The 12,607-nt window shown below is 65.6% G+C and carries 13 protein-coding genes; 4 read left to right on the forward strand and 9 right to left on the reverse strand.

Annotation, left to right across the window (positions count from 1 at the left end):
* Positions 1-7: 7 nt before the first annotated feature.
* The 8 genes from ACJRW5_RS15650 to glyQ form a co-directional block, all read right to left on the reverse strand.
* Entirely contained in the window at positions 8-457 is a 450-nt protein-coding gene (locus ACJRW5_RS15650; protein WP_484571425.1) for a hypothetical protein, read from the reverse strand.
* Complete coding sequence (locus tag ACJRW5_RS15655; RefSeq protein ID WP_484571426.1) at positions 447-1,784, reverse strand: phosphatase PAP2/dual specificity phosphatase family protein; 1,338 nt, start codon at positions 1,782-1,784, stop codon at positions 447-449. The genes ACJRW5_RS15650 and ACJRW5_RS15655 overlap by 11 nt, the downstream gene beginning before the upstream one ends.
* Complete coding sequence (locus ACJRW5_RS15660; protein WP_484571427.1) at positions 1,784-3,538, reverse strand: bifunctional alpha/beta hydrolase/class I SAM-dependent methyltransferase; 1,755 nt, start codon at positions 3,536-3,538, stop codon at positions 1,784-1,786. Before ACJRW5_RS15660 ends, ACJRW5_RS15655 begins: the two co-directional genes overlap by 1 nt.
* Positions 3,539-3,565: 27 nt before the next feature.
* Positions 3,566-4,171: a CDP-alcohol phosphatidyltransferase family protein gene (locus ACJRW5_RS15665; protein WP_484571428.1), complete on the reverse strand. Its 606-nt coding sequence runs from the start codon at positions 4,169-4,171 to the stop codon at positions 3,566-3,568.
* A 189-nt stretch (positions 4,172-4,360) separates the two neighbouring features.
* Entirely contained in the window at positions 4,361-5,122 is a 762-nt protein-coding gene (locus ACJRW5_RS15670) for a lysophospholipid acyltransferase family protein (RefSeq protein ID WP_484571429.1), read from the reverse strand.
* A 13-nt stretch (positions 5,123-5,135) separates the two neighbouring features.
* Positions 5,136-5,666, reverse strand: coding sequence for a D-glycero-beta-D-manno-heptose 1,7-bisphosphate 7-phosphatase (gene gmhB, locus ACJRW5_RS15675; RefSeq protein WP_484571430.1), 531 nt, complete (start codon positions 5,664-5,666; stop codon positions 5,136-5,138).
* Positions 5,667-5,723: 57 nt separating this feature from the next.
* Positions 5,724-7,778, reverse strand: coding sequence for a glycine--tRNA ligase subunit beta (gene glyS / locus ACJRW5_RS15680; protein ID WP_484571431.1), 2,055 nt, complete (start codon positions 7,776-7,778; stop codon positions 5,724-5,726).
* Positions 7,775-8,767 carry a glycine--tRNA ligase subunit alpha gene (gene glyQ / locus ACJRW5_RS15685; protein ID WP_484571432.1) on the reverse strand — a complete coding sequence of 331 codons (993 nt, stop codon included), beginning with the start codon at positions 8,765-8,767 and terminating at the stop codon, positions 7,775-7,777. The genes glyS and glyQ overlap by 4 nt, the downstream gene beginning before the upstream one ends.
* Positions 8,768-8,938: 171 nt before the next feature.
* Here glyQ and ACJRW5_RS15690 point away from each other — a divergent pair, with 171 nt between their 5' ends.
* From ACJRW5_RS15690 to ACJRW5_RS15705, 4 genes are all read left to right on the forward strand, one after another.
* Entirely contained in the window at positions 8,939-9,493 is a 555-nt protein-coding gene (locus ACJRW5_RS15690) for a DNA-3-methyladenine glycosylase I (RefSeq protein WP_484571433.1), read from the forward strand.
* A complete protein-coding gene (locus ACJRW5_RS15695; protein WP_484571434.1) occupies positions 9,490-10,098 on the forward strand; it encodes a pyridoxamine 5'-phosphate oxidase family protein in 609 nt (202 codons plus the stop codon). Before ACJRW5_RS15690 ends, ACJRW5_RS15695 begins: the two co-directional genes overlap by 4 nt.
* 196 nt (positions 10,099-10,294) lie before the next feature.
* Positions 10,295-11,182, forward strand: a complete 888-nt coding sequence (locus ACJRW5_RS15700) for a lysophospholipid acyltransferase (RefSeq protein ID WP_484571435.1) — start codon at positions 10,295-10,297, stop codon at positions 11,180-11,182.
* Positions 11,183-11,310: 128 nt separating this feature from the next.
* Positions 11,311-11,577: a PilZ domain-containing protein gene (locus ACJRW5_RS15705; protein ID WP_484571436.1), complete on the forward strand. Its 267-nt coding sequence runs from the start codon at positions 11,311-11,313 to the stop codon at positions 11,575-11,577.
* 210 nt (positions 11,578-11,787) lie between these two features.
* On the opposite strand, the gene ehuA is transcribed toward ACJRW5_RS15705, so the two are convergent.
* Positions 11,788-12,567, reverse strand: a complete 780-nt coding sequence (gene ehuA, locus ACJRW5_RS15710; RefSeq protein ID WP_484571437.1) for an ectoine/hydroxyectoine ABC transporter ATP-binding protein EhuA — start codon at positions 12,565-12,567, stop codon at positions 11,788-11,790.
* Between the last annotated feature and the right edge of the window lie 40 nt (positions 12,568-12,607).

Here is a 12,607-nt window from a genome sequence, read left to right on the forward strand (position 1 = left end):
CGACTCCTTAACCGAGTGGAGGGAACAGGTGAATGAGGACGATAGCGAGCATGAGCAGAGCGACCTGCAACAGCAGGCACAGTGCCTGTTTGCGCAGCAGGCCCAGTGCGCCCTGACCGCGCTGGTTCCAGCTGCGCTCGGGCAGTCCGACAGGTTGCAGTTTGAGGCGCTGCAGGGCTTGGTCCAGGGCCTGGGTCTGGCTGCCGAGTTGTTCACCGGCCAGGGCCAGTTGGGCGAACAGCTCGGCGTCGAGGGCTACGCGCAGGGCCCAGTACTTTTGCGCCAGGCCGGCAGCCAGCAGGGCAATGCAGAGCAGCGCCAGGCCAAGGCTGGACGGCGCGCCGAGCAGGGGCGACAGCCCCAGCAGCACGGCGACCAGGCTCAGTGCGCTGGAGCAGTGATCGAGACTGCGGCCACGGCGCAGCAGCGCCGCCACCAGTAGCAGGTCAGCCTGCATGAGCGACCTCCAGCACCGGTTGTGCATCGACCATGGATTGCAGCGCGGCCAGGTGCTGCGGGCTGAGCACCACCTGCGGGCGCGCCTGGCGGATCAACTCGACGGCGGCATTCACATCCTTGCAGCGGCCGCTGTGCAGCAGCCAGGCGGCCAGCGCTGTGGCGCTGCGCGAATAACCCAGGGCGCAGCACACCAGCAGCGGCCCGGTCTGCCGCAAGCGTTCGATGGCCTCGGCGGCGCGTCGGCAGGTCTGTGCATCCGGCGCTACCAGGTCCAGCGCCGGCAGGCTGCAATAGGCCTGTGGCGTGCGCTGCAGCGGCAGTTCGGCGCACAGGTCGAGCAGGGCGGCGTAACCTTCGAGATCGCGCGCAGCAGGCAGGCGGCCGAGGTAGATACCGTCGAGCACCTGGCTGGGGGCGGGCTGGCGCCGGGTCCACAGGCGTGAATTGATCCAGGCGCCGAGCAGGTAGGGCGCGAACAGCACCGTCGCGGCCGGGCTGAGACGGCCATTGGCCTGTTTCTGAAAACCGCTGGCGTCGAATAGCAGGTAGTTGAGCGCAACCAATGCCTGGGAAACGGCGGGCCACAACAGCCACAGCCAGGCACCCTTGAGATTCACCGCCAGCGCCGAGCACAGCAGCGCGCCGAGGCTGTAGCGCAGTGCCAGTCGCCAGCGCCTTGGTTCATGGGGCAGGCGCATCTGCTGCAACGGCGTGTCGCCCTGCAGCGGCAGCAGCCAGAGACAGAAGAAGCCTGCCAGCAGGCCAGTTGGCAGGTCGATGAAATGGTGCTGCCAGGTGGTCAGCACGGACAGACCGATCAGCCCCATCCACAGGTGCAACAAGCCGCGCAGCAACGGGCCGCGGGTGTGCCTGGCGAACATCGCCCAGATGATCACCAGCAGGGTGATGTGCAGGGAGGGCGCCTGGTTGAAGGGTTTGTCGAAGCCCATCAGCAGGTCGAAGAGCATGCCGAAGGTGCCGTCCAGCGGCGGTCGTTCGAAGGTGAAGCGCAGCGGCCAGAGCAGGAAGCAGGCGACGCAGATCAGCTGCGCGGCGAGCAGGCGCAGGGCGTGGCGATCCATCTCGCGGCGGCAGGCGGGCAGCAGGAAGGACAGGCCGTAGAGCAGGTCGATCGACCAGTACGGCACGATGGTCCAGGGCCACAGCGGGATCTGCGACTCCCAGGCGAAGACCAGACTGCCGACATCCTCGCGCTGCCCGGTGAACCAGTTGGCGAAGCCGTAGCTGGCGAAGAACAGCGGGCCGAGCAGCAGCAGCCAGAGAACCCCGCGCTTGTACAATCCCTGTTCGCGCGTGGCCGGCATCAGTTCACCCGCTGTGCCAGGGACACGCTGAAGATGCCCCACTGATCGATGCGCTGCGCCACCTTGCGAAAGCCCGCGGCCTCTACCAGCTGGTCCATTTCCGCCTGGCTGCGGCGGCGCATGACCCAGGCCTGGCCCTCACGGTGGCTGGTCAGGGCGCGGGCGATCAGTTCCAGCTGCGGGTGCCAGGGCTGGCCGGTGTAGACCAGATAACCGCCCTCCTCGACCGCCGCCGCCAGGCCGGCCAGCGAGTCGCCGACCATCTGGTTGCTGGCGAACAGTTCATACAAGCCGGAGACCACGGCCAGGGTCGGCTTCGGGTCGAGCGCCGCGAGGTCCGCCCGGTCGAAGGCGTCGCCTTTGACGAAGCGGGCGATGTCGCCAAGGCCTTTGTGCTGGATCAGGGCATTGCCGTCGCGCACGTTGATGTCGCTGTAGTCGCGCAGCAGGATCGCTTCGGGGCGCTGCGCCTGGCCTTCCAGCGATTCGAGAATGTAGCGGCCGTGGCCGGCGGCGATATCGACGATACGTATGGGGTTGTCTGCCTCACGCAGGCGGCTCATGGCCAGGCGCAGCAGCTCTTCGGCATGCAGCTTGCGCTGGCGGATGCCGCGCCAGCCGATGGAGTCGAGGTAGTTCTGGTCGATCAGGCGGCCCAGCGCGCCCTTGCCGGTGGGCTGGTTGCGGTAGACGTAGTCCAGCGTGCTGCCGGAGTCGAAGCCGGTGTCGAAGCCCAGCTTGACCCCGGCCGACAGGCTGCTGCCCAGACGCATGCTGGCGCGGGTGGCGCGCCAGTAGAGGTCGCGCAGGGAGTTTTTCGGCAGCGGCGCGGCCAGCTCTTCGGCTTCGGCGCAGGTGGCGCCGAGGCGGTCGGCATCGAGCAGCGACGGCCGCGCCACGGGCTCCTCGAAGTTACGCAGGATGAAGCGCCGCGCGCGGCTCAGGGCATGGGCGCGGTCACGCTCGCCGAGGGTGTCGTGGAAGAAGCCGGGCAGCAGGTGCTTTTCCTTGCGCAGGCTGCCGAGGCGCTGGAAGAAGTCCTCCTGCGGCTGGCGATGCACGACGAAGTCGGCGCCGGAGATCAGCAGCTGGGTCGGCACCTGGATCGCCTGGGCGTCGGCGACTACACGGTCAGCGGCCTCATACAGGCCCAGCAGCATGGTCACCGAGATCGGCCGGGCGATCAGCGGGTCGTTGTCGAAGGAGGCGATGCGCGCAGGGTCGTGAGTGAGAAAGCGCGCCTTGACGTAGCTGTTGACGAAGAAGTTGCCGCGCCAGGCATGCAGCAGCTTCAGGCCGGGGCGGGCGAAGGGCACGTAGAGCTTGACCTTGAACGCCGGCGAGGCGAGTACCAGGCAGCGTACCTTGGGCGCGTAGTCATGCGCCCAGGTGGCGATGATCACCGCGCCGACGCTCTGCGCCACCACGGCCAGGTCCTGCTCGGCGATGCCGTAGGTGCTGTCGATGTGCTCGATGAAGGTCTGCACGTCGCGCACGCTGGTGGCGAAGCTCGGGCTGTCGCCGCGCGCGCCGGGTGAGAGGCCATGACCACGGGCGTCCCAGGCGAAGAAGTCGCAATGCGGCAGGTCCAGCTCATCCACCAGATGCGCCATGCGTCCGCCGTGTTCGTGGCCGCGGTGAAACAGCAGCACGGCCTGGCGCGGACCGTCAGCCGGGGTACTGGCCGGCCAGTGGCGGTAGCTCAGTTCGACGCCATCATGGGTGGTAAAGGTGTGAATCTGTTCGGGGCGCATGGAATCTCCTTATTCCTTGGGGCTGGCTCAGGCGGTTTCGGCCAACCCCTGGCGAACGCGGTTGTACAGGGTGTAGAGCAGCAGGGCCAGAACCACTGCCAGCAGTGCGTTGATCCACCAGGCGGAGAGCAGACCCGTGGCAACGCCCGCACCGAGTACGCCGAAGCAGAAGGCGCGGTCGCTCTTGCCCATCGGCCCGTCGTAGCGCCGCGAGGCGCCGACCATGGGGCCGAGCACGCCGGCGTATTCGCTGATCACCGCCAGCAGCACCACGATCACCACCAGCAGCGGCGCCACGCCCGCAATCAGGGCGAAGGGCAGGTACAGCGCGCTGTCGGCGATCACGTCACAGAGTTCGTTGAGGTAGGCGCCGAGTTTCGACTGCTGACCGAATTCGCGGGCGAGCATGCCGTCGACGGCATTCAGCGCCATGCGCAGGATCATCCACAGCGGAATCAGGGCGAACAGCCAGCTGATGTGGCTGAAGGCTGCGAGCAGGGTGCCCAGCAGCACGGAAACGATGGCGGCGGCCAGCGTTACCTGGTTGGCCGTGACGCCACGCGCATGCAGGCGCTCGACGCCGGGGCGCAACAGGTTCTGAAAGGCAGGTTTGAGCTGGTAGATCGACGGCATGGCAGCGAATTCCTTTTCCTGATCGAATCATCGGCCATCTGCATGGGCGAGACTGTGCGCCCGTCGAGGCTTATGAGGCATGCATTGGTATTGCCGCAACTTATACCCTGTGCCCCGATTTTCCTAGTGGCGGCGGGTTGGTCGACACGGACAGCTGGCGCGCTGTTCAACCGTCACCCGCCGTCACAGCTATTCGCCCAGGCGGCTCAGTTGTGGCGCTTCACCGCGCAATTCGGTCTGCTGCTGGCAGACCCACTGGAACGCGCGCTCGTTGAGTTCGGCAATGGCACGCGGGCCTTCGCCCTCGGCGTACATCGGTGCGCCGATAATCACCTGAACCGTTCCCGAGCGCTTGGACCAACCGACCTTGGGCCAGAATTCGCCGGCGTTGTGGGCGATCGGCAGCACCGGCAAGCCGGCGTTGACCGCCAGCGCCGCGCCGCCGCGGGAGAATTTGCCGATCTGCCCTGGCGGGATGCGCGTGCCTTCGGGGAACACCAGCACCCAGGCGCCCTGCTTGAGGCGTTCGTCGCCCTGCTTGGCCAGTTGCTTGAGCGCTGCCTTGGGGTTGCTGCGGTCGATGGCGATGGGCTTGAGCAGGGCCATGCCCCAGCCGAAGAACGGCACGCGCAGCAGCTCGCGCTTGACCACCTGCGACAGTGGCTCGAAGAAGCCGCAAAGGAAGAAGGTTTCCCAGGTGCTCTGGTGATTGGCGAGGATCACGCACGGGCGCTCGGGGATGTTCTCCTGGCCGCGCACCTCGTAACGGATACCGACGATGACCTTGGCCAGCCACACCGCGCAGTTGCACCAGGCCTGGACCACGAAGCGGTAGCGCTGGCGGAAGGGCAGCAGGGGCGCGACGAGCAGACTGATCAGGCACCAGAAGAACGAGCTGGACGACAGCAGCAGGTAGAAAAGCGTGATTCTGAGGGCCTGCACGATCGCCATTTAACCTTGCACCTTATGAGAGCAGCCGATCGGCGACAGCCGCCAGATCGTCGAATACCAGGGTTCCTGGCGGCAATGCCTTGGCCAGGGTTCGTTCGCCCTTGCCGGTCTTCACCAGCACAGGTTGACAGTCGACGGTCTGCGCCGCCTGCAGGTCACCGCTGCTGTCACCGACGAACCAGATGCCTGCCAGTTCCGTGCCGTAGTGCGCAGCGATCTGCTCGAGCATGCCCGGCTTCGGTTTGCGGCAGGCGCAGCCGTCATCCGGGCCATGCGGGCAGTAGACGATCAGGCCGACTTCACCGCCCTGCTCGGCCACCAGTTCCCGCAGGCGCTGGTGCATCGATTCCAGTGTCGCCAGGTCGTAGTAACCACGGGCGATGCCGGACTGATTGGTGGCCACGGCCACGGTCCAGCCGGCACGTGACAGGCGCGCGATGGCCTCGATCGACGAGGCAATCGGCAGCCACTCGTCGAGCGTCTTGATATAGGCGTCGGAGTCTTCATTGATGACGCCGTCGCGGTCGAGGATCAGTAGTTTCATGCAGCCATTTCAGATTCTGCTGAAGGAGCGAGCGCCGCTCGCTCCTTCAGGGGGACGTCAGCCCAGCAGCGAGATATCCGCCACGCCGAGGAACAGCCCACGCAGGCGGGCCAGCAGTGCATAGCGGTTGGCGCGTACACGGGCATCTTCGGCGTTGACCAGCACCGCCTCGAAGAAGGCGTCCACCGGCTCACGCAGGCTGGCCAGCTTGGCCAGCGCTTCGTTGTACTGACGCGCGGCGGCCAGCGGTTGCACGGCCTGATCGGCCTGCTGGATGGCGGCGTGCAGGGCGAACTCGCTAGGATTGTCGAAGTAGTGCGCTTCGACCTGGGCGGCAACGCCGCCTTCGGCCTTGCTCAGCAGGTTCGACACGCGCTTGTTGGCGGCAGCCAGGGCCTCGGCTTGCGGCAGCTTGCGGAAGGCCTGCACGGCCTGCACGCGCTGGTCGAAGTCCAGCGGCGAGGTCGGGTTGACCGCGCGCACCGACTGGTACACGGCCACGTCGACGCCTTCGTCTTCGTAGCGCGCACGCAGGCGGTCGAAGATGAATTCCAGCACCTGGGCGGCCAGGTTGTCAGCCTTGACCTTGCCGGCGTACTGGGCGACGGCGAAGTCGACCGCGGCGGCCAGGTCCAGATCCAGGCCCTTCTCGATGAGGATGCGCAGCACGCCGAGGGCGGCGCGACGCAGGGCGTAGGGGTCCTTGGAGCCGGTCGGCAGCATGCCGATGCCGAAGATGCCGACCAGGGTGTCGAGCTTGTCGGCCACGGCCACGGCCGCACCGGTCAGGGTGCTCGGCAGTTCGGCGCCGGCACCGCGCGGCATGTACTGCTCGTTCAGCGCCAGGGCGACGTCTTCCGGCTCACCGTCGTTGAGTGCGTAGTAGTAACCGGCCACGCCCTGCATTTCGGGGAACTCGCCGACCATCTCGGTGGCCAGGTCGCATTTGCACAGCAGGCCGGCACGCGTCGCGCGCTGCGCATCGCCACCGACTTCGCGGGCGATGAAGCCGGCCAGCGCGGAGACGCGCTGGGCCTTGTCGAACACCGAGCCCAGCTGGGCCTGGAACACCACGTTGGCCAGACGCTGGTTGAAGTTTTCCAGCTTCTGCTTCTTGTCCTGCTTGAAGAAGAACTCGGCGTCGGTCAGGCGCGGGCGCACCACTTTCTCGTTGCCGGAGATGATCTGCGCCGGGTCCTTGGACTCGACGTTGGCCACGGTGATGAAGCGCGGCAGCAGCTTGCCGTCGGCATCGAGCAGGCAGAAGTACTTCTGGTTGTCCTGCATGGTGGTGATCAGCGCTTCCTGCGGCACTTCGAGGAAACGTTCCTCGAACGAGCAGACCAGCGGCACCGGCCATTCGACCAGGGCGGTCACTTCATCGAGCAGCGCCGGCGGCACGATGGCCGTGCCCTGCTCGGCGGCGGCCAGCTCGTCGACACGACGGCTGATGATCTCGCGGCGCTCGGCGAAGTCGGCCAGCACGTAGGCGCCGCGCAGGTCTTCGGCGTAGGCCTTGGGGCTGCTGATGCGCACGTCGCGGTTGGCGTGGAAGCGGTGGCCACGGGAAACGCGGCCGGCCTTCTGGGTAAGGATCTCGCAGTCGATGACCTCGTCACCGAAGAGCATCACCAGCCACTGGGTCGGACGCACGAACTCGTCGCGGCGCGCGGCCCAGCGCATGCGTTTGGGGATTGGCAGGTCGTTCAGCGAATCGGCGACGATGGTCGGCAGCAGGTTCACCGCCGGCTGGCCGGGGATGTGCTGGGCGAAACGCAGTTTCGGCCCGCTGCGGTCGATCTCGGCGATGTCCACGCCGCATTTGCGGGCGAAGCCCAGGGCGGCCTGGGTAGGCTTACCATCGGCGTCGAAGGCGGCCTGGATGGGCGGGCCGTCGAGGTTCATGCTGCGGTCGGCCTGCTGCGCTTCGAGCTGCTCGACCAGCACCGCCAGGCGGCGTGGCGCAGCGTAGGCGCGGGCGCTGGCGTAGTTCAGGCCCGCGGCCTTGAGGCCTTTCTCGACGCCGGCGAGGAAGGCGTCGCCGAGGTTTTTCAGGGCTTTCGGTGGCAGCTCTTCGGTGCCCAGTTCAACCAGAAAGTCGTGTGCACTCATGCTTGTGCCTCCGCGTTGTTGCCTTGCCCATCGTCTTGCAGCAGACCCGACTCCTTGAGTTTGGTCAGCACTTCGTCACGCAGCTCGGGGGTGGCCATGGGGAAGCCGAGGCGGGCACGCGCCTTCAGGTAGCCGTGGGCCACGTCGCGGGCCAGGGTGCGCACACGCAGGATGTACTGCTGGCGCGCGGTCACCGAGATGGCGCGGCGGGCGTCGAGCAGGTTGAAGGTGTGCGAGGCCTTGAGCACCATTTCGTAGGTCGGCAGCGGCAGGTCGAGGGCGATCAGGCGGTTGGCCTCGCTCTCGTAGAAATCGAACAGCTCGAACAGTTTCTCGACGTTGGCGTGCTCGAAGTTGTAGGTGGACTGCTCCACCTCGTTCTGGTGGAACACGTCGCCGTAGGTCACGGTGCCGAACGGGCCGTCGGTCCAGATCAGGTCGTAGACCGAGTCGACGCCCTGCAGGTACATGGCCAGGCGCTCCAGACCGTAGGTGATCTCGCCGGTCACCGGGTAGCACTCGATGCCACCAGCCTGCTGGAAGTAGGTGAACTGGGTGACTTCCATGCCGTTGAGCCAGATTTCCCAGCCCAGGCCCCAGGCGCCGAGGGTCGGCGATTCCCAGTTGTCCTCGACGAAGCGCACGTCATGCACTTCCGGGTCGAGGCCGATGGCTTTCAGCGAGCCGAGGTACAGCTCCTGGAAGTTTTCCGGGTTGGGCTTGAGCACCACCTGGAACTGGTAGTAGTGCTGCAGGCGGTTGGGGTTTTCGCCGTAACGGCCGTCGGTCGGGCGACGCGAAGGCTGTACGTAGGCGGCGTTCCAGGTTTCCGGGCCGACGGCGCGCAGGAAAGTGGCGGTGTGGAAGGTGCCGGCGCCCACTTCCATGTCGTAGGGCTGCAACACGACGCAGCCCTGTTCGGCCCAGTAGTTTTGCAGGGCCAGGATCAGGTCCTGGAAGGTGCGCACGGCAGGCTTGTTCTGGCTCACGAAGAAATCACCTGTGGAGGCTTGCGAGGGAAAGCCGGGGAGTATATCGAAACTCGGCGCAAGCCGCAGGGTACGGCACGTCGGCATCATCGCGATGAGTGCTTGTGCTGTATTTATATCCAGTTATTTTGTGGTTATAGTCGCTTCTTCTCCTGACCGAGGCTCACAGACATGCCCCGCTGCTTCTGGTGTACCGACGATCCGCTGTACCAGGCCTATCACGACGAGGAATGGGGCGTGCCGCAGCGCGATGCGCGGCACCTGTTCGAGATGTTGTTGCTCGAAGGCGCGCAGGCCGGGCTGTCGTGGATCACCGTGCTGAAGAAGCGCGAGCGCTATCGCCAGGTGCTGCACAACTTCGATGCCGAGCGCCTGGCGCGGCTCTCCGACGAGGAAATCGAGGCGCTGATGCAGGACCCCGGCATCATCCGCAATCGCCTCAAGCTCAAGGCCGTGCGGCAGAACGCTCAGGCCTGGCTACGGCTGGAGGACCCGGTGGCGCTGCTCTGGTCGTTCGTCGGTGGCACGCCGAAGATCAATCACTTCAGTGATCGCAGCCAGATGCTGGCCGTAACCCCTGAGGCCGAGGCGATGAGCAAGGCGCTGAAGAAAGCCGGTTTCACCTTCGTCGGCCCGACCATCTGCTATGCCTTCATGCAGGCCACGGGTATGGTGATGGACCACACCACCGACTGCGACCGTTACGCGCAACTGAAGGGCTCATGACCACCATCACCACGCTGGATGAATTGCAGGCACTGTACGGCGAAAGCCATGAGCGCTCGCGGCGCAAGGAGCTGCCGCAGCTGATCGAACCCTATCGTGCGCTGATCCAGGCGTCGCCCTTCGTGGTCCTGGCCAGTGCCGGACCGGATGGCCTGGACTGCTCGCCGCGCGGCGATGCGCCAGGCTTCGTGCACATCCTCGATGACCACACCCTGCTGCTGCCGGACCGCCCCGGCAACAACCGCATCGACAGCTTGCGCAACATCGTGCAGAACCCGCAGGTGGCGCTGCTGTTCCTGATTCCGGGCGTCGGCGAGAGCCTGCGGGTCAATGGCCGTGCCGAGATCTGCCTCGACCCCGCGTTGCTCGAACTGGGCCGCGCGCAGGACAAGCTGCCGCGCAGCGCGCTGCGCATTCATATCGACAGCTGCTACTTCCAGTGCTCCAAGGCCGCGGTGCGCTCTGGCCTGTGGGACGCTGCGCGCCAGGTCGAGCGGGGCAGCCTGCCAAGTGCCGGGGATATCTTCCGCAGCATTTATCAGGAGTTCGATGTCGAAGCCTACGAACGTGACCTGCAGCAACGGCTGCGCACCAGCCTGTACTGACTGCGCTGTGCCCCCGTTACAGGCTCTAGGAAAACTACCTGCGTTGGCAATACTGCGTTAAAAACGCCCTCAAAATGCTCATTTACACCTCGTAAACTGCGCTTTTTCGTTCGTTTTTGCCTTGTCTTGCCTGTCTCGCTTACGTTTTCCAAGCGCCTGTTACAATTGACCCTTTTTTGAGCGGTTGGAGTCTGTCGTGGAAAAACTCAAGGGCGCCCTGGTGGTCGGCTTCCTGCGTCTGTTCGCACTGCTGCCTTGGCGTGCCGTGCAGGCAGTGGGCAACGCCATCGGCTGGTTGATGTGGAAGCTGCCGAACGGCTCGCGCGATGTGGTGCGCATCAACCTGGCCAAGTGTTTTCCCGAACTGAGCGAGGCCGAGCGCGAGCGTCTGGTCGGGCAAAGCCTCAAGGACATCGGCAAGACCCTGACCGAGAGCGCCTGCGCCTGGATCTGGCCGGCGCAGAAATCGCTCAAGCTGATCCACGAGGTGGAAGGTCTGGAGGTGCTGCAGCAGGCGCTGGTCTCGGGCAAGGGCGTGGTCGGTATCACCAGCCACCTGGGTAACTGGGAGGTGCTCAATCACTTCTACTGCAACCAGTGCAAACCGATCATTTTCTACCGCCCGCCCAAGCTCAAGGCGGTCGACGAGCTGCTGCAGAAGCAGCGCGTGCAGATGGGCAACCGCGTGGCGCCTTCGACCAAGGAAGGCATCCTCAGCGTCATCAAGGAAGTGCGCAAAGGCGGCGCGGTGGGTATTCCGGCCGACCCGGAGCCGAGTCGCTCCTCCGGGGTGTTCGTGCCCTTCCTCGGCACCACTGCGCTGACCAGCAAGTTCGTGCCTGGCATGCTGACTGGCGGCAAGGCTGTCGGTGTGTTTCTGCATGCCGTGCGTCTGCCCGACGGCAGCGGTTACAAGGTGATCCTCGAGGCGGCGCCCGAAGGCATGTACAGCGAGAGCGTGGAAGAAGGTGTGGCGGCCATGAGCGAGGTGGTGTCGCGTTATGTGCGTGCCTATCCGAGCCAGTACATGTGGAGCATGAAGCGCTTCAAGAAGCGCCCGGAAGGTGAGGCCAAGTGGTACTGACGTACTGCTGACAGCCAGGATTTACGCTGAAGGCGCCTCGATGGCGCCTTTTTTCTGCCGCCCGCTGGGCCTCGGCGCGGGAATGCGCTATTAAAGGCGACACCGCTCGCCCAATCCTCGGAGCCGTCATGTCCAACCAGCGTCAACAGGTGCGTACCCCGATGAAGTGCCGGATCAAGATCAGCCACCCGAGTTTCGGTGAGCTGCTGGCACAGACCCGTGACCTGTCCGACAGTGGGGTGTACGTGAAGCACCCGGACATGGCTGGCCTGGCCATCGGCACCGAGGTCACCGGGCAGGTGCAGGATCTGCCGTTCCCCGCGCCGATACTGAAGATGGAAGTGGTGCGGGTGGATGCCGAAGGTGCCGGCCTGCGCTTTCTCGGCGAAACCTGAACGGCATCAGCCAACCCGGACATTCGCAACGCTACTGGCAACAGCGCCGCCGAACTGTCGCGGCTGAAGCTACTCCTACAAAGGGAGCATTGCTGGTTTGCGGGTTGATGTAGGAGCCCCGTCCCGGGGCGAAGCTGTTGCAGGCGGGCTTGGCATTTCGGATGACCGCTGCTCGCGGCGGGGGCGCCGCTCCTACGCAAAGCGGGGCACTCAATGAGCCTCGTTCACCGCGCTGAGAAAGGCCCGCGTGCGCTCCTGCTGCGGGTTGCCGAACAGCTCTTCCGGCGCGCCCTGCTCGTGGATGTTGCCCTGGTGGAAGAAGCACACGCGGTCGGCGAATTCGCGGGCGAAGCCCATCTGGTGGGTGACCATCAGCATGGTCAGGTTGTGCTCGCTGCCGAGGCGGCGGATCACCCCCAGCACTTCGCCGCACAGCTCCGGGTCGAGCGCCGAGGTGACCTCGTCGAACAGCATCACCTTGGGCCGCATAGCCAGCGCACGGGCAATGGCCACGCGCTGTTGCTGGCCGCCGGACAGCTGCGAAGGAAAGTGGCGCAGCTTCTCGCCCAGGCCGACCATCGCCAGCAGCTCCTCGGCGCGTTCGGTGGCTTCCTTCTTGCCCATGCCGAGTACCTGCATCGGCGCCTCGATCACGTTCTGCAGCGCGCACATGTGCGGGAACAGGTTGAAGCTCTGGAACACCATGCCGATCTTGCCGCGCACCTTGCGCTGGTAGCTGGCGCTGGCCGGCACCAGGCGGCCGTCACGGGTGCTCATGTGGGTCAGCGGCTCGTCGTCGACGGCGATCAGACCCTCGTCGATGCTCTCCAGGGTCATCAGGGCGCGCAACAGGGTCGACTTGCCCGAGCCGCTGGGGCCGATGATCGCCACCTTCTCGCCGGGGGCGACGTCCAGGTTGAGCTTGTTGAGCACGGTGAGGTTGCCGTAACGCTTGGTCACGTCGCTGAAGCGGACGATAGGCTGGGGCATGGAGGAACTCCCTGCGGCGTCGGTAGAGTTGAGAAAAGCA

Origin of the sequence: Pseudomonas pichavaramensis, from assembly GCF_050473265.1 — a bacterium.
In the GTDB taxonomy this organism is placed as follows: domain Bacteria; phylum Pseudomonadota; class Gammaproteobacteria; order Pseudomonadales; family Pseudomonadaceae; genus Aquipseudomonas.

Bases quoted from the DNA above. Each gene is read 5' to 3' on its own strand.
- ACJRW5_RS15650 (WP_484571425.1), bottom strand. From the start codon at position 457: ATGCAGGCTGACCTGCTACTGGTGGCGGCGCTGCTGCGCCGTGGCCGC.
- ACJRW5_RS15655 (WP_484571426.1), bottom strand. From the start codon at position 1,784: ATGCCGGCCACGCGCGAACAGGGATTGTACAAGCGCGGGGTTCTCTGG.
- ACJRW5_RS15660 (WP_484571427.1), bottom strand. From the start codon at position 3,538: ATGCGCCCCGAACAGATTCACACCTTTACCACCCATGATGGCGTCGAA.
- ACJRW5_RS15665 (WP_484571428.1), bottom strand. From the start codon at position 4,171: ATGCCGTCGATCTACCAGCTCAAACCTGCCTTTCAGAACCTGTTGCGC.
- ACJRW5_RS15670 (WP_484571429.1), bottom strand. From the start codon at position 5,122: ATGGCGATCGTGCAGGCCCTCAGAATCACGCTTTTCTACCTGCTGCTG.
- gmhB (WP_484571430.1), bottom strand. From the start codon at position 5,666: ATGAAACTACTGATCCTCGACCGCGACGGCGTCATCAATGAAGACTCC.
- glyS (WP_484571431.1), bottom strand. From the start codon at position 7,778: ATGAGTGCACACGACTTTCTGGTTGAACTGGGCACCGAAGAGCTGCCA.
- ACJRW5_RS15690 (WP_484571433.1), top strand. From the start codon at position 8,939: ATGCCCCGCTGCTTCTGGTGTACCGACGATCCGCTGTACCAGGCCTAT.
- ACJRW5_RS15695 (WP_484571434.1), top strand. From the start codon at position 9,490: ATGACCACCATCACCACGCTGGATGAATTGCAGGCACTGTACGGCGAA.
- ACJRW5_RS15705 (WP_484571436.1), top strand. From the start codon at position 11,311: ATGTCCAACCAGCGTCAACAGGTGCGTACCCCGATGAAGTGCCGGATC.
- ehuA (WP_484571437.1), bottom strand. From the start codon at position 12,567: ATGCCCCAGCCTATCGTCCGCTTCAGCGACGTGACCAAGCGTTACGGC.